Origin of the sequence: Lysinibacillus sp. LZ02 (assembly GCF_050613145.1) — a bacterium.
In the GTDB taxonomy this organism is placed as follows: domain Bacteria; phylum Bacillota; class Bacilli; order Bacillales_A; family Planococcaceae; genus Lysinibacillus_B.
Window position 1 is genome coordinate 2,136,659 of record NZ_CP192507.1, and the last position, 16,075, is coordinate 2,152,733.

The following is a 16,075-nucleotide window of genomic DNA, read 5'->3' on the forward strand; positions in this document are numbered from 1 at the left end:
AGGGTTATAAAATACACCCTAAATTGCGAAAAAATTTAAAATAACAACCTCGTAAACACACGCTTACGAGGTTGTTTCATTTTAAGACATCGAATATAAACTACCATCCGAAATAACTAAATCCGTTTGACTAAACTGCACCATCTTCCCAACGATCGGCATGTGGATCCAAGCTTCTAAAACTGGCTTATTACTGGCAACTTGTAATGCATGTGCATATATCTGAAGCTGCGGTAAATATGACACCGCGCGTTCTTCCCATAATTCTTCACGACCAGGGAATGTTTTATGGTCAACAATAACCCAACCATTCGGTAATTCAATTAAATAATCAATGAAACCAAATGCCTTTTGATTATTTAATTTAAGATGAATAGGGAACTCCTTATGAATGTCTACTTTCTCCAGATATGTTTGCTCGACGAATTGATGTAATCGATTAGAGGCCTCGATTACATCAGACACTTTCAAAGCACTTAAATTAAAATTCCGCAAAATTGATTGTGCGAGCAGTTCACGTTTCTCTGGCTCTATATGCAGTGAATCAGCAGCTAAAAATGTATGAACCATTGTCCCTAACACATCCATCTCAGGATTACCAATGATAGGTAAGCGCGTACCAATCGAATGAATAGGGACATTTAATTGCTCTGCTTTTACAATATCCTTATCATCCACTTCAATTAATTTCGTCATACTTGGTCTAAATGTAGCCGGTTGGAACTCCACTGATTTGTTCGTATCACCGATATAGATTGTTTGTTCAACATTACCCAAAATTTCTATCGGTTGCTCAGGTAATTGTATATTACGTGTTTTGATGTTAAACGAAACTCCGTTAATATTAATGCTATCACTAGAAATAGAGGTAATGACTTGATTTCCATTAGCGTCTTTTTGTTCATTCAGCCACATCGCCTTCGAAAAATCACGTGTTGCTAGCACTAAGTAATCTCTAGCACGAGTCATTCCAACATACAGTAAGCGCTGGCTTTCTTCATGCAGTTGCTTTTTTCGTAATGCTAGTTGCGGCGTATCTTCAATATAAGCATCGAAACCAACATCTTTTGATTGCAGCCCATATGGCCATGGCCAATAATAAAGTGTACGCCCGTTTAACGGCTTTTCAACATCAAATGGCTGCGTATTTGTAGCGAGTACACGATTAAATACAGGTGGTTTGCCACTACCGATAGCAGATTTATTTAGAGAGTACAGTATAACAAATGGCCATTCCAAACCTTTGGATCTGTGATATGTTAAGATTTTCACAGCATTTTCATTTGTCGATTCTGCTACACGATTTAGCTCTTTATCTTTCTTCACATCTTCTAAGTAAAATAGAAGTCCGTTAACCGTTGCTGCATAACCGTTATTTTCTGCACCGTGTTCATATAGTTTCACAAGTGAACGGAGATTATCGATATTAGCAAGTCGTTGCTTACCGTTACCCCAACGCATTACTTGTTCATCTACTTTCGCTTTCACAAGCGCTAAATCTAAAATTTCTGAAGGACTCATTTTAAAGATGTTCTCGCGCGCTTCAGATAGTTGCTGAATAATCGGATCATTTCCCACTAATTCCTGTGGTTTTTCAGTTTGTAACCATGCTTCTAGCCACTCTCCATTTTGCCAATTCTCAGATGAAAAGTGGAGTATTTTCGCTAAAGCTAGCGTATCGCGTTCATCGATTAAATAACGTAATGTTGCAATAGCATAAACGACTTCCTCTGTATCCATTAATCCGCTACCACCAACAGATGCTTGAATACCTAAGTTAGCTAAAGCACTTGCAATTTCTGAACATTCATCATTTGATCGACAAAGGATTGCAATATCACAAGGCTTTAACGTTCTTTCTAGGCGCGTTTCTTTATCGATAATGATATATTCATCTTTTTCCTGAATGATGTGGTAAACGCCTTGTGCAACCGTTTTTGCGTCTGTTTTCGCATTTTTAGACCCTGCGAAGGTCCAAGCCTCTAATGAAGGTTGTTGATTTTCTAAATCCTCGCGCTTTGGATTTAGTTCAACAAGTTCTTTAGGTAATCCCGTTACATCAAATACCGATACAAATAGGGCATTCACGAAATCAACGAGCGATTTACGTGATCGATAAGAATCACCTAGAACATCTTGTTCAATATTTTTCATGCTGTTCATCGCTGTTTTCATTAAATCTGGATCGGTTCCACGGAAGCCATATATCGCTTGTTTTGTGTCACCAACCCACGTTGCACTTTTAGCAACTTCAAGTAGTTTCATGTTTAACGCAATTTGTAATGGACTCGAATCCTGAAATTCATCCACAAATACTGCTTCGATTCGTTCCTTTAGTACATCTATATAATTTGGATTTTCAAGCATTTTTAAGGCTAAATATTCCTGATCCGTAAAGTCTATCAATCCTCGTAAATTCTTCTCTTTTTCATATAGTTCCATTGCTTCTGCCGCGCAATAAAATATAGCCTCAATTATTGTTTTAATATCTTCATGTAGCTGTGGATGTGTTGTATGAATACTTGCTGCATTATGGATTGGCGAAACCTCACCTTGACTGGCTCTACCTGGCTTTAATTTGCTAGCTTTTGCCCATTGATCCCAAGTTAAATAGTCGTTTCGTTCATAATAGGAAAGCATCATATGGATTGTTTCTACTACACCCTGTGTTGTCCTTGTTGTATCTGCACCTGGCAATGTTTTGCTCGCGTTTTTTAAAGCAACAATTAAATTGTTTGTTAGCTCCTCACTATCGCCAGTAGGGGATGGAAGCCAATTTTGCATCGTTTCCCACGAATATGTTGCACATGCTTCAACATCTTTTGCTAATAAGCCGTTTTCACGAGCAAGCTTTAGCACGTCTAATACATACTTATTCCAAGGATAATCTCCACCAATCAATTGGAAACGCTGTAAGGCCGCATAATGTTGTCCCTCGTATTTTTCAATCGCTTCATATGCAATTGAATTAAATAGTGAAAGCGCCTCTGATTCTTCTAAAATGTTTTGCTCAGGAGATAAACCGATTTCAAGTGCAAACTCTTTTATTAGTCGACCAAATACGCTGTTCATCGTTCCTACATAACCATCTAAAATGCGCGACGCTTCGTCCGTATTCCCGCTTTTCAGTAACTCTAATCGAATTCGTTCGATTAACTCTTCTGCAGCTTTTTTTGTAAATGTTGTCGCTACGATTTTTTCAGGTGCGATCTTTTGCTGGACAACATTAATAATTTCTTTAGATAGACTTGTAGTTTTACCTGCGCCTGCACCCGCACTAATAATCTTTAAAGAACCTGTCATGCTTGAACCCTCCTAACTCCACATAAATCTTGATAATCACAAAATATACATAATGGTTTAAATGGCGCTGTTTCGTTTATTTCAATGCCTGTCGCAACAGCTACACCAGAAGCTAATGTTTCTTGGACATTATTTAATTCATGACGGATTAGCTGTACTGTATCTTTTAACGACATACTATCAACATGATATTGCTCTGGTATTTCATCATCTATAACAGCATAAAAATCTCCGCTAGAAAGCATAAAATACGAAACTGGAATTACATCTTCGTCATTCGATGACATAAGCCATTGATATAAAGCTAACTGTATCGAGCCATCTTTTAACTTTTGTTTGTAGTTAGAAGGACGACGTGACCATTTCGCATCTACAATAACTGTTCGATTCGATGGTGTTTTTCCGATTAAATCTAAACGGCCTTCAAATTCAATGTCGTCTTGCCATGATTTATGATGGGTACCTTCCGTTTCTGTAATTGTTATTTTCGACTCATCTATAAACTTTGCAAATTGTTGCATCGATTTTTGTAAATCGTAACGAACCCTCGTACGTAATGATTGATTTTCAGGTAGTAAAAGGGGGGCTGCCATTTTAGGAACTAGCTCATCATATAGAGAAGCTGTCAATTGTTGAATATCCGACTCAGTTGTAAAGGCTTGATCGATTATTAAACGTTCTAAGATGGCATGACCTAAATTTCCAAGCATAATCGATTCATTCGGCAGTGAAAGGGTATTACTCGGTCGAATTTTAGCACTATATTGAAGTGTCCATTTCAGTGGACAACTTAGCATCGTTTCAAAGCTGGTTGCGGATTCAGTATCACGAAAGTTCACTTTTTGTACAGGAACTTGCCACTCCCAAACAGGGCCTGGTATCACTTTATTTGTTAATGCTACCCGTTCAAAGTTCGTGTCAATAATACTTACAGTTTCTTGTTCGTACAGTAATGCTGGATTAATTGTAATTTGCTTTTCATTCACATTCATCTTCTCTAAGGCAAATCGAATCTCATCGAGCAATGGATGTGCTTTAACATCCTCCGCACGCACTTTTGATGGGATGAATAACATGACGCAGTCTTTTGCAAAGCGAATTGCGTTGTGCCAAGACTCGTTTTCACGTTTCCGAATTTGTTCTGGCGAAGTTAAATGTACATTGTATGATTTTAAAAATGCTCGTTCAGCATCTGACCATTTTTTTAAATGTGATGTTGTATTTTGTGTGAATTCCCACCAAAGAACGTTTTCAACTTGCCCCCAAATAGCGCCAGGTTGTTGTACAGTCGTCCATTGTGCTGATTCCTCTATATAATCAGGTAACTTAGTGCCATCACCTAAAATTGAACCTAATATATTTGCTAATTGAAGCTGGTTGATTTTCTCGACATTTAAAGCTCGGATACCTTCAATTAATTCATTCGCGGAAGAATGTGCTTGAGCAAAGATAGGGTTAGGCTCCATTAAGTTCTTGTTAAAAGCCCATTTACTAATTTTACGGCATATATTTTCAATTACTGAACAAGGTAGACCATCTGTCGTATCAAAATACTCGTGGTTCACCCATATATCAATTTTTTCTAATAGCTCTTGTTTTCTCTTATTGATTATCTTAGTGTCTAGACCTTGTTCAAACCAACTATTTTCAATTTCGGCAACAGCTTCAGCAATTGCAGCGTGCCATTTATCTCCACCAATACCTGGTTCCTCTGAGATGACACGAGCCAGTTTATAACATAATTTTTTAGGAAGAGGAGATATAGGTAATGTGAGTAGCTCCATGATTCGATCGATACGGATAGGGTGCCAATATGTTTCTAATGTAAGTGGTAACACTTGCAAAGCCGCGCGCCACTTAGAATATTCGTTTACTTCACTTGAAGGAAGACCGCGTCTATGAAATAACTCAGCTAATAGTAGGTTATTGGAATTGTTAATTAGAACTGTCTGATTATCGCCATTAACCTCTAACCAGCTAATAAGGAAATCTGCAGCATCCCACTCTTGCTCAGAACGCACAATCATAAACGAGCCATCACCAGTCAGTGTTAAATTATTTCTTGTATTGCTATCATACAAAGCCAATTTAACCCTATCTAAGTCCGTTTTAGGTTGCTCTGATACTTCTGGAAGCTGCAATTCCATTTTTTCAAACTGAATCCCGTTTTGTTGTAATAACAAAACAAATTCCTTCTCCCAGTTGTCCCATATTGACTCGTCTTCATCTACAATGTTAATTTTTTTAATCATGAGCGGTAAATAGTTTTGCTTCAGTAATTCAAATAAAATGCGAACTCGGTCTGAAAATCCTTTACTATGATTATGTTCGGAAAGTTCAATTTCTGAAATTGCTTCAATCCATTTACCGCCACCCTTATGAATAGTTGGGTTCCAGCCAGCTAGGATTAATTCATCGCGCTTAGCTTTCAATTCGCGTGCCGTATTCCATGAGTCGGTTTGAAAAGACTTAGAATATGGTTTTTCGCCATCATCAAGTTTAGCAATTGTCGTTTGCCATTCAGCTATGCGGACACTTTCAGCAATAGCGGGATTCGATTGTCCAAGTTGCACCTCTACAATATTAATAAGTCCGTGAAATCCTGTAATTAACTTGCCGATACTTGCTGTACTACTAGTAAGCTCATCTGGATATGATTTCGAATCGAGCCAATGTCCCAAAATAATTTCCATACTTTTTATCCCCCCAATTAATAATGTTAACAACATTTTACAATTATGGGATAGATAATGATATTAAAAATATTACAATTTAATATAAATTTAATTTATTATGCAAAGTTGCATAATTAAGGAGCATTTTATGCTATATCCAATTATGAATTATAAAGTTCTTGTGCTACATATTGACTTATTATTGTTAGAGGAGTTTTGTTCATTCGATTCAGATTACATAAAGTTACAGCTTTCGTTAGTTCACCGAGGTCTTTTTTGGCATATTTACTTATTTATGAAAATAAGTTTTGCATTTTTATCTGAGACAGTGTAATACACTGCTGCCGTTTTTTATTATATAGATAAGAAATAAAGGCGGGCGGTGAGATGGAGACTTATTCTAAAGGGTTAGTTAAGCTACAAACAATTGGGCAATAGATTAAATGGTTAGTTGAAAATAATATTATGAATGAAGGTATTCTTGAGGAGTTAGATTCGCTTGCTGAATTTGTTGAATGTTTTAAGCTGTTTAATTGTAATGAACTGTCATTAGAGCAATTACCAAAAGTAATTTTCAAAGTGGAAAATCGTACGAATCGATTAAAGCGCTTATTAAAATTAAAGGAGGCATAAATAATGGGATTTATTCCATGTCAAAAATGTAAACAAACGTTTTCAAAAGAATGGTTTTGGTATGTGTGTGATACGTGTGGTTTTCGAGTTTGTCATGCCTGCCATGCTATTCAAGGTAGAAAATGTGAAGAATGTGCTTTTGGATGGATGAAAGAAAAAAATTAGTTAACTAAAAAAACCAGAAATTTCATATAGCTCCTTTAAAGTGTTATACCACTAAATTACTGTAATTATATATAATTACAATATAATTGATTCTAGGAGGCTTATATGGAACAACTTTTATTAGGGACTACACTAGATAATCAAAATATTTTTATTTATAGAAAGCCATATCAAAATGTTTTTCGCTATTGGGCGGAAGTAAAAGAAAATAATACGTTGACCTCAACAGCAGAGATGAATAGCTTTTCCAAAGTATTAAGAACGTTAAAGATGATGCAAATAAAACTAGAAAACTTCAAGATTATTAAGGGAGAGCATCGTTTTATACAAGAGTTTGAAATTGCACAGAAAGGGGAGAAAAGTCATTATACGAGTCAGGAAAGAGTTATTGATATATGTCAGAGATTATTAGCTGGCGAAGAAATATCAACAAAACATGATGCTATCCATTATGGCGTACATTCTGAGACGATAAAAAGTGATATATATACGCTGAGAAATATTTTAAAAAGCTACGATATCGAATCTCATGGCAACTACCGTATCAAGCATTCTAATAGTTTAATAATTACTGAGGCATTTGTTTTATTAATGATGCTTTATCATAATAAAAGTTTAATTCTGCAAGAAGTTCAAACTATACAAGAAAAAATTATTCAGCAATTTTCTGGTCAAGAGCGAAAAAATTTAAGTGACTTTTTTAAAAGCTTCAAATATTATTACAAACCGTTTATTAAAATTGAACAACTAGAACAAATAGATTTGATTTTTCGTGCAATTACTCATAAAAAATACATTAAATTTGCATACACAAATACACTTGGAAATGAAAAAATACGTACAGTGAAACCATTAACAATTATCTTACATGACAGGATGTATTATTTGATTTGTGAAGAAATTGAATCAACAAGTAACAATCCTAAAAACTTCCGTTTGGATCGTATGCAGCAACTGATAGTACTTCATCAAAGCTTTAAGGAGAATCAATCCAAACGTTTTCAACCAGGTAACTACATCGATGAATCGTTTAACATGTTTACAGGTCAAAAAGAAACGATTCGTTTGAAAATTCGTCCGGTCATACGTGAATACCTTTTGCGAAAATTCCCTAGTGCAACTTTAATTAGTTCAAATGAAGAGTGGGAAACCTTTGAGATTATAGTACTTGGTACAGAAGGAATCTTATTTTGGATATTATCTCAGAAAGCAGATATAGAAGTTATATCACCCCAACATTTTCGTGAAAAGCTAAAGCTAACAATCCAGTCGATGGCACAGCTTTATCAAATTGAAAGTGTATCGGATAGAAGTCAGTGAGCTAAAAAGTTCGAAAAGGTTCTAGTTTATCAATGGTTAGATGAAGAATTCAATTAATGAGGGGTAATGCAATGGGGAGTCAGTGGCAAATTACAAAAGAAGAATATGATAAATTGCTCTGTTATATTGGCTGCGGTAACTTTCCAGAGGCCGATATTATGATTTTCGGAAATGAAGAAGGTACAGGTGGATTTAGTGTTGAAGCAAATGTTAAAGCACGGTGTCAAAAATACGGTAAAAATGAATTTGATGAATACATCTATACTCTTGAAGAAAATGATTGGACTAAAGGTTATTGGGAGCCGTGTTCAAAATCAGGCGCAGAGAAAATTATACAATACTTAGATGAACACGGTATAGAATACAGTGAGAAAGCATACACAAAAGGAAGTTTTTTATCAACCATTTCACGAATTTGTTTAGCTTTAAATGAGGAAAATGGTGACATTGATTATTGGTTTAAATTATATAGAGACAATAAAGATACTAAGGTTAAGATAAAAAATTATATTGAACAAAGTTTATTTAAAAAAAGTGATGGTATTCAAACTTGTTTAGTTGATTGGCGGCCACTACCACGTCCAAATGAACGCTGGTGGGGAACAGAATATAAAAATATTCTATTTGGTCATGAAAAAAATCCTTATTTAAAAGCTTTTAATACTTTTAAAGGTACAAATAAAGAACATCAATTTAGTAATTTTCTTGAAGATGTTGAAAAAAGAAAGGAAATTTTGAAAAATGCTATAAGCAAATTTCCTGTACCAATTGTAATTGGACTTGGTGGAGTAAAATTCAAAAAAACTGTATTTTCTAAAATTTTCAGCGATATTAAGTTTACCGAATTGAATAGGCTAACAGACTACTTAAATAACCAAAAAGCTTTTAAAGCAGAAGTGCAATTACCAAATAAGAAATTATCTCTTTTTTTATTACCATTCCCTGTAAGTGGAAATGTTTTTAAAGATGGGGTTCAAATGCAACGATGCTTTAAAGAGTTTACCCAGTATTATTTAAAACCGATTTTAGAAAACAATAACTCCAAAAAAGGGGATTTAATGATGAATATTATTGAGGATCGTCAAGAAATTGAAAAGTATGAGATATTATTAGAAGAAACTTTAAAAAATCATGTTGGTACGATAACACTAGAAAATGCACTTGTTAATGTTGCTTTTGGTACAGGTACAACAAATATACTAGAAGTTCAAGATGCTGGCTTTTGGTTCACGAGAAGAAAACATGAAGAAGATGAAAAATGGTGGAATTCTTTTGGCTTGATTTCTAATGGACAGCACACCGAGTTATGTGAGGTGAATGTACCATTAGAAGGGATTAACTCGTACATGGGTGGTACATTTATTAAAAACGGCAATAAAGTATACCTTGTGCATAAAGGAGCCAACATCGCAGGTATGAAAAAAGACTATGTTCATGCCAATTATCAAGGTGAAACATTAGAAATCACGAAAAATGATATTCGTTTAGTAGTAGGTGAAATTACTTCTGCAGATTTACCAGATCAAATTGGTAATTTCTTAAAAGAGATTCAGCGATTAAAAGAAGCGCAAGTATGAAGCTACTAAATTAAAAGGAGTGTTGCAGATGCTAGATAAAATACAAGGAGGATTATTTGGTGTAGCAATTGGTGATGCATTAGGCGCTACAACTGAATTTATGTCAAAAGAAGAAATTATAGAAGAGTATGGCAAAGTCACCGAAATCATTGGAGGTGGCGTATGGAAGTTAAAACGCGGGGAGACAACAGATGATACAGCAATGACACTTGCTATTGTGAAAGGAATCATGGCCAACTCAGACAAGCCGATTGAAGAAATGGGAAAACAATTTAGACATTGGGAAAATACAGATCCTATTGATATTGGCATATCTACTCGAGCTACTTTGGAAAATTATGAAGGCGATTGGTTTCATGCAGCAGAAAAAGCTCATCATCAGCAGGGGGGATTAAGTGCTGGCAATGGAACGTTGATGAGGTGTTTGCCAATTGCTCTAGCTTATCCAGAATTACAAAAAATTGACGAGCTTTCAGAACTTCAATCTAAAATGACACATTATGATGATTTGGCATCAGAAGCCTGTGTTATTTATAATCGAATTGCAAAGCGCCTACTAGAAAATGAAAATCTTCATACAGCCATTCATTCTGAAATAAAAAATACAAGGTATGAATCAAATTACGTCCAAGAACCAAATTGTCCTCCAGATGGTTTTGTAGTTCATTCAATGAAATGGGTATTATATTGGCTTTTAAATAGTGATACATTTGAAGACGTTGTGGTTGGTGCTACAAATATGGGCCGTGACAGTGATACGATTGCTGCCATTGCTGGTGGATTAAAAGGAATCGATGTTGGATTTAAACAATTACCGTCTAAATATACTGACAAGATAATAATAAAAAAACATCTCCTTGATTATGCGGAAATATTAAACGAAATTCGTGGGCAAAATACAAATGTTTTAAGAGGACAAGCAAATAACTACATCTCCCAATTAAAAGTGCAGGCAAATCAGCTATATGAATGGGCGAAAATAAAGCCTATGCCAGATGAAAGTAAAGAAGTTCTTGAATCCATTAGAAAAAATATTTACTTATTCAGACTTTCATTTAATGAAGACCATGATGACTTTGAGCATAAATTTCAAACTTGGTGGCAGGCAAAAATGCGCTATAGACGTTCTTTGCGACTTATTCAATTAGATGCACCTCCAATCATTACACAACATGAGCTAAATTGGCTTCAAATAATGATTGATCATATGGACAAAAGGCTTAACGGTATAGAACCGCAATTTACAAAAAATCAATTAGAATCATTAATCGAAATAGAAAAACCCTTTGAAGCAGATGGTAATTGAACACTTACTAAAGCCTATAAAAATACCCAACTAAAAATTGACTCTTTTACGTTTTGATTATTGAAGAAGTGAGTATCTGAAGTCATTTATTGGACTCAGTAGATGCAAAATACGCCGAACAATTGGTGCTAAAAGCCACCTTGGAGGATAATTCGTTCAAAATAAAATTATAAGAAACTCGGATATTATAACGAGGATGACTGGTATTGCAAAGTACACATCAAAATGATGTTAGAGCATGCACCGATTGTTGAAATACAGCAAAAGCTGAATGAACTGGTGCAGTCATTTGATGCATACAGTGACAGTTAGGGCGTTATGGTAGAATAAGCAAATGCAGAGGAGGCCGTTCAAGTTAGACCGAACGGCCTTATTAATATTAAGATAGATATAGAACCATTGTCATTTTGCCTCATCATACATTCTGTTAAAGGCATAGTAAAAGAGGTGAGCTTGAAATTTGAGGGTGGGGAAATACTTGTTGTCGATAAAGTTTATATTAACCACTCTATAAAAAAACGAACTTTATATGTTAATTTAACTTAAAATGTTCGTATTTAATCCATAGAAATGCTAATCTCCCATCGGCTGGATACAACCTCATTTGAATGAAAACCGAATAATAACACTAATTTTTGATTTTAAGGTTTTATTTAACGGAATGAACACAAAACAGTCTTATCTCTTCCGAAGAAACGTATGTTCTTATATAATGTATATAAGAGAGGACTACTTGTGCTTAAAACTGTTAATTCACAGCTTTATTAAAACAACCGAAAATTTGTATGTTATACATAAGTTGATTGGAGGGGGATTAGAATGCCGAGAAAGCCGAATATTTGTGATGAGGATATTATTCACATGTACAATCAAGGGATGTCCTACAAATCAATGATAGAGCAGACAGGGTTATCTGAACGTGCTATTCGCAATGTCGTAAAAAAACACGGGATCAATACAAGACCTATAGGACAACCTAGAAAGCATAAAGTAAACGAAGATTTTTTCAAATTTTGGAACGATAAAATGGCATGGGTGCTAGGTATTTTTGTTACGGATGGTCATATCAATAAAAGTACACATAGTATTTATTTCTCTCAAAAAGATGAAAGAATTCTAAAATTGATAGCAACATATATGGAAGCTGATTATGTTTTAATGCCATTCGGTAAAACAAAGACAACACCGACAATTATTATGAATTCAAAAGAAATCAAAAAAGACTTAGAACAGATGGGGATTACACCAAATAAGTCATTAACGCTAAAATTTCCACATGTGCCAGAACAGTATTTGCCATCATTTATTAGGGGTGTCATTGATGGAGATGGTTGGGTTCAAGATAGAGGCTATGTAATGAATGTGACTACAGGTAGTAAGGGTTTTGCTGAGAGTTTACATGAAGTTTTTCAAACATGGGAGTTAAAAAGTGAAATCACAGTAGAAAAGAGCCAAAAAGGTACTGACATTTACCGAACTTGGATAAAGGGGAAGCAAAGTATAATAAAATTAGCTGAGATTATTTATCTAAATTGTGTTGAAAGCTGCAATTATTCTAAAAAAGAACGATTAACACAGTGGGTAAAAGAAATGGAAGTGATTTATAATGTGGAAGCAAATAAATGGACGATTAGTTCAAACAGTCGATACAACAAGAGTAGAATATAAAACAAGAATCAGTAAAGCCATCTTAGATGAATTGAAAATAATAGCTAACGAACACAATACACATGTCGGTTATTTATTAGAAAATGGCTTTGAAAACTTGCTATATGAAGATTATATAAACTATGATAAGAAAAAACGTCCTAAAGATCGAATTGAATTTAGAACGACGTGTGATGAAGAGATACTTAAAAATTTAAGAACATTTGCTAAAGAGCATAAATTAAATTTAAATGATGTGATCGAAACAAGCGCTCAATATATCAATTTAGATGCTGTCAAAAAAGGAAAGTGGAGATATAGAATTGAGCACTAAAAAAGAGGAGATGAAAATCCCTCTTTTTTAAAACCTAAAATAGGGATGTGGTCATAATATAAATTAGAGGAAGTAAAATTTGTCTCAAAAGTATACTTTAAATAGTGAGACAAAATCGTGAATTTTACAAAGAGACAACACGTTTTAGACACTCATAATCGTAAACAATATGGTATCGAATTCTATGCTGCTAAAAATTATGCATTTTCCTTGCTATTACAAATCATGAAACAATCAATCGTTTTTAACTGATCACGATTGGTTGTTAACAAATCATGAAAATATCTATCTATTTATCTTTTAAACATCGTCGATTACATTGTGGCATTATATCTCAGCTTCCAATAAGCTATTTGTTAGCAAGCTGATCATCAATGGCTTGAACAGCTAATTCTAACGCTTTCATTCGCCTTGTTAACAACGTTCTTTGGGCACTACCATCCTTTAACTTAGCATAAACCTTCTCCATGGATGGAAATAAACCCGTAAGCACAGTCCGAGCTTCTACTAAGTCTTCCAAGGTGTAATGATGTGGTTTTTGATTCCACACGTTGTCTAGCATGTCTAACCCGATGTAAACAGCTTTGAGTCGTTTCTTTACTAAAGTAATATTTGCGCCTTTCTGAGTCATCTGGGACAAGGCATTTTCGAGTTTGTTGATTGTCGATTGTAAAGATTTTATCGATTCTAATTTCACTGCATCTGATATGTTTTCCATGTTATTACTATCCTTTTCTTTTTTGCTTACTACTTGATCAAATCAGTAAAAAACTATTTCACTCGCAATATTCTAACATAAATCATTAACTCTCTTTAAACAAAATACTCCCTTTGCCTCTAACCTGCTCCATTATTGATATAAGGGGTTTACATATGTACATGATTTTTTGACCCTCGATTGTGTCAAATAACGAAATCAACATACAACTTAATTTAAAATAAGTGTTAAATCAGGACTATACACCTAAATGATACTTATCCTCAGTTAAGTTGTATATCAAAATCGGTCAATGGAGGTTTTATCGTTTTTACAGCAAACGCATTATTTTTTTCTATTAAAAAATTACAAGCTATCGTTGGTTTTTAGAAAAATAAAAAGGTATTTATTATTTTTACAAGTGACCATATCCTAAAGGGGCATGTCAACACTTTGGATTACGATGTATTTTTCGAAAAAAAAGCACAATAAAGGTGCTTGTTCGCGAAGATTTTTAACCTCCACGCAAGCACCCTTTTAGTAAATTTTTCTCTTTTTTATCACAGCTTCTATTCGTAAAGCGCCCTTTTAAATAAAAACGCTCATTTTTCAGCTAAATTGTTGGCTTTTTTAACAACACCCACCTGCTCCACTATGACAAACGCCTGTCTCAGGTAAATGTAGTTGCACGTTGCTTGCAGCCTCTAAATCCCCTGCCAAATAAGCTACGACTGAGCGGACTTGCTCATAACCTGTTGCCATTAAAAATGTTGGCGCTCGCCCATATGATTTTGAACCGACAATATAAAAGTTCTTCTCGGATTGGCGCAATTCCTTTTCGCCATGTGCAGGTACACTGCCACAGCTATGTTCGTTTGGATCAATCAATGGTGCAAGTGCTGGTACCGCTTCTGTAATAGCATCTGCCTGGAATCGTAATTCACGGTGGATCTCGAAGCTTGGGCGACTTCCTGTATTAACGATTAGTCGGTCAAATGGTTCGAGCGTTTTGTTTCCATCTTTTAATACAATGCCTTCTTGTTCACGAATGGATTGAATACGGAAAGGTGTTTCCACTTGAATAACGCCCTTTTTTACTAGCTCTGCTATACGTAAGCCTAACTCTCCACGAGCTGCTAGTTCATCGTTAGAACCACCACCGAAAGCATCCTCTACTCGAGCCTTACGTAAAATCCATGTAATGGCTGTGTTCGGGAACTTTTCTTTCAATGTTGTTAAGTTTAGTAAAGAATTAATCGCTGAATGGCCACCACCAACAACCGCAATACGCTTATTTGCATACACTTCTTCATTGCTCTTAACATCTGGAATATGATATTCGATTCGGTCAGCTAACTTTTGCTCTGCCGGTAACCATAAACCGTTACTTAGCGCTGGATTCGGATTACCCCAAGTGCCTGTAGCATCAATAATGGCACTTGCCTTCATCGTTTTAGTGCCACAGCATGTATCCACATAAATGAGAAACGGCTTGCTTTCACGCTTTACCGATTTCATACGGTCTGTTCCTTCACGTGTAATGGCAACAACACGGTGGTTTGTATGAATTTGCTTCTCGAATAACGTTGCAAGTGGTGCTAAATAAAGTTCAATCAGCTCCTTACCTGTAGGAATGACCTCATTTTGTGGAGATTGCCAGCTCGTTTGTTCTAGTAATGTACGTGCGGCAGAATCAATATTGTATTGCCAAGGTGAAAAAAGCGTCACATGCTGCCAAGAGCGAACATTTGCTGCAAGCTCCCCTGCTTCTAACACGAAAAATGGCATATTGCGTTGTTTTAAATGGGCTGCAGCTGCTAATCCAATCGGACCCGCACCGATAATCGCTACAGGAAGTTTCGTATCACAGCAAGAATCGCTTGGCCCACAGCAAGTTGAAGATTGGTTAATGATTTTGAATTCCATATGATTTCCCTCACCTTACATAAGTATTTTGTTATATATAAAGGATGAAAAAATCAAGAGACATGCTCTTGATTATTCCCCTGTTTCACTAAAATGTTTAATGCGTCCACTGATTTCATCGCGTACACGCTGAAATACAATCCATTTTTCTTCATCTGATCCGGTCGCTTTTGCTGGGTCATCAAAGCCCCAGTGCTCACGACGGATATGTGGAGGTGTCATTGGACATTTATCAGCTGCATCTCCACATAAAGTAACGATGAAATCTGCGTTATTTAGTGTTTCTATATCGATGATATCGGATGTTTGATTCGATATATCGATATCTACCTCAGCCATCGCCTTTACTGCATTCGGATTTAAGCCATGTGCTTCTACACCAGCACTTTTTACTTCCCACTCATCACCTAAGTACTTTTTCCCAAAACCTTCTGCCATCTGAGAACGGCATGAATTTCCTGTACATAAAAAATAGATCAATTTTTTAGACAT

Annotated in this window: 13 protein-coding genes and 1 pseudogene; 9 read left to right on the plus strand and 5 right to left on the minus strand. The window is 35.4% G+C overall.

Features of this window, described 5'->3' with window-relative positions; genetic code table 11:
• Positions 1 to 81: 81 nt before the first annotated feature.
• On the minus strand, positions 82 to 3,303 hold the full coding sequence (locus ACQQ2I_RS10460; protein ID WP_431026737.1) for a UvrD-helicase domain-containing protein: 3,222 nt from the start codon (positions 3,301 to 3,303) through the stop codon (positions 82 to 84).
• Positions 3,300 to 5,996 (minus strand): RecB family exonuclease, encoded by a 2,697-nt coding sequence (locus ACQQ2I_RS10465; protein WP_431026738.1) that lies wholly within the window; start codon positions 5,994 to 5,996, stop codon positions 3,300 to 3,302. The genes ACQQ2I_RS10460 and ACQQ2I_RS10465 overlap by 4 nt, the downstream gene beginning before the upstream one ends.
• 130 nt (positions 5,997 to 6,126) lie before the next feature.
• Here ACQQ2I_RS10465 and ACQQ2I_RS10470 point away from each other — a divergent pair, with 130 nt between their 5' ends.
• From ACQQ2I_RS10470 to ACQQ2I_RS10510, 9 genes and pseudogenes are all read left to right on the plus strand, one after another.
• Positions 6,127 to 6,312: a hypothetical protein gene (locus ACQQ2I_RS10470; RefSeq protein ID WP_431026739.1), complete on the plus strand. Its 186-nt coding sequence runs from the start codon at positions 6,127 to 6,129 to the stop codon at positions 6,310 to 6,312.
• A gap of 131 nt (positions 6,313 to 6,443) precedes the next feature.
• On the plus strand, positions 6,444 to 6,611 hold the full coding sequence (locus ACQQ2I_RS10475) for a hypothetical protein (protein WP_431026740.1): 168 nt from the start codon (positions 6,444 to 6,446) through the stop codon (positions 6,609 to 6,611).
• Between the two features lie 3 nt (positions 6,612 to 6,614).
• On the plus strand, positions 6,615 to 6,776 hold the full coding sequence (locus tag ACQQ2I_RS10480; RefSeq protein ID WP_431026741.1) for a hypothetical protein: 162 nt from the start codon (positions 6,615 to 6,617) through the stop codon (positions 6,774 to 6,776).
• A 105-nt stretch (positions 6,777 to 6,881) separates the two neighbouring features.
• Entirely contained in the window at positions 6,882 to 8,096 is a 1,215-nt protein-coding gene (locus ACQQ2I_RS10485) for a helix-turn-helix transcriptional regulator (protein WP_431026742.1), read from the plus strand.
• 71 nt (positions 8,097 to 8,167) lie between these two features.
• Positions 8,168 to 9,673, plus strand: a complete 1,506-nt coding sequence (locus ACQQ2I_RS10490; protein WP_431026743.1) for a hypothetical protein — start codon at positions 8,168 to 8,170, stop codon at positions 9,671 to 9,673.
• A gap of 28 nt (positions 9,674 to 9,701) precedes the next feature.
• Positions 9,702 to 10,979, plus strand: coding sequence for an ADP-ribosylglycohydrolase family protein (locus ACQQ2I_RS10495; protein ID WP_431026744.1), 1,278 nt, complete (start codon positions 9,702 to 9,704; stop codon positions 10,977 to 10,979).
• A 204-nt stretch (positions 10,980 to 11,183) separates the two neighbouring features.
• Positions 11,184 to 11,291 (plus strand): annotated as a pseudogene (locus tag ACQQ2I_RS10500) (hypothetical protein); the annotation flags it as partial.
• 507 nt (positions 11,292 to 11,798) lie between these two features.
• A complete protein-coding gene (locus tag ACQQ2I_RS10505) occupies positions 11,799 to 12,647 on the plus strand; it encodes an LAGLIDADG family homing endonuclease (protein ID WP_431026745.1) in 849 nt (282 codons plus the stop codon).
• Positions 12,586 to 12,960, plus strand: a complete 375-nt coding sequence (locus ACQQ2I_RS10510) for an rRNA methyltransferase (RefSeq protein WP_431026746.1) — start codon at positions 12,586 to 12,588, stop codon at positions 12,958 to 12,960. The genes ACQQ2I_RS10505 and ACQQ2I_RS10510 overlap by 62 nt, the downstream gene beginning before the upstream one ends.
• Before the next feature lie 349 nt (positions 12,961 to 13,309).
• Here the strand turns inward: ACQQ2I_RS10510 and ACQQ2I_RS10515 are convergent, their stop codons facing one another.
• From ACQQ2I_RS10515 to arsC, 3 genes are all read right to left on the minus strand, one after another.
• Entirely contained in the window at positions 13,310 to 13,678 is a 369-nt protein-coding gene (locus tag ACQQ2I_RS10515) for a hypothetical protein (RefSeq protein ID WP_431026747.1), read from the minus strand.
• A gap of 609 nt (positions 13,679 to 14,287) precedes the next feature.
• The gene (locus tag ACQQ2I_RS10520; RefSeq protein WP_431026748.1) at positions 14,288 to 15,583 is read right to left on the minus strand and encodes an NAD(P)-binding domain-containing protein; all 1,296 of its coding nucleotides are present in this window, start codon (positions 15,581 to 15,583) and stop codon (positions 14,288 to 14,290) included.
• A 72-nt stretch (positions 15,584 to 15,655) separates the two neighbouring features.
• Positions 15,656 to 16,075 (minus strand): arsenate reductase (thioredoxin), encoded by a 420-nt coding sequence (arsC, locus tag ACQQ2I_RS10525; RefSeq protein WP_431026749.1) that lies wholly within the window; start codon positions 16,073 to 16,075, stop codon positions 15,656 to 15,658.

Excerpts from the sequence above, each read along its gene's own strand:
- ACQQ2I_RS10460 (WP_431026737.1), bottom strand. The coding sequence starts at position 3,303 with ATGACAGGTTCTTTAAAGATTATTAGTGCGGGTGCAGGCGCAGGTAAA.
- ACQQ2I_RS10465 (WP_431026738.1), bottom strand. The coding sequence starts at position 5,996 with ATGGAAATTATTTTGGGACATTGGCTCGATTCGAAATCATATCCAGAT.
- ACQQ2I_RS10470 (WP_431026739.1), top strand. The coding sequence starts at position 6,127 with ATGCTATATCCAATTATGAATTATAAAGTTCTTGTGCTACATATTGAC.
- ACQQ2I_RS10475 (WP_431026740.1), top strand. The coding sequence starts at position 6,444 with ATGAATGAAGGTATTCTTGAGGAGTTAGATTCGCTTGCTGAATTTGTT.
- ACQQ2I_RS10480 (WP_431026741.1), top strand. The coding sequence starts at position 6,615 with ATGGGATTTATTCCATGTCAAAAATGTAAACAAACGTTTTCAAAAGAA.
- ACQQ2I_RS10485 (WP_431026742.1), top strand. The coding sequence starts at position 6,882 with ATGGAACAACTTTTATTAGGGACTACACTAGATAATCAAAATATTTTT.
- ACQQ2I_RS10490 (WP_431026743.1), top strand. The coding sequence starts at position 8,168 with ATGGGGAGTCAGTGGCAAATTACAAAAGAAGAATATGATAAATTGCTC.
- ACQQ2I_RS10495 (WP_431026744.1), top strand. The coding sequence starts at position 9,702 with ATGCTAGATAAAATACAAGGAGGATTATTTGGTGTAGCAATTGGTGAT.
- ACQQ2I_RS10505 (WP_431026745.1), top strand. The coding sequence starts at position 11,799 with ATGCCGAGAAAGCCGAATATTTGTGATGAGGATATTATTCACATGTAC.
- ACQQ2I_RS10510 (WP_431026746.1), top strand. The coding sequence starts at position 12,586 with ATGTGGAAGCAAATAAATGGACGATTAGTTCAAACAGTCGATACAACA.
- ACQQ2I_RS10515 (WP_431026747.1), bottom strand. The coding sequence starts at position 13,678 with ATGGAAAACATATCAGATGCAGTGAAATTAGAATCGATAAAATCTTTA.
- ACQQ2I_RS10520 (WP_431026748.1), bottom strand. The coding sequence starts at position 15,583 with ATGGAATTCAAAATCATTAACCAATCTTCAACTTGCTGTGGGCCAAGC.
- arsC (WP_431026749.1), bottom strand. The coding sequence starts at position 16,075 with ATGTCTAAAAAATTGATCTATTTTTTATGTACAGGAAATTCATGCCGT.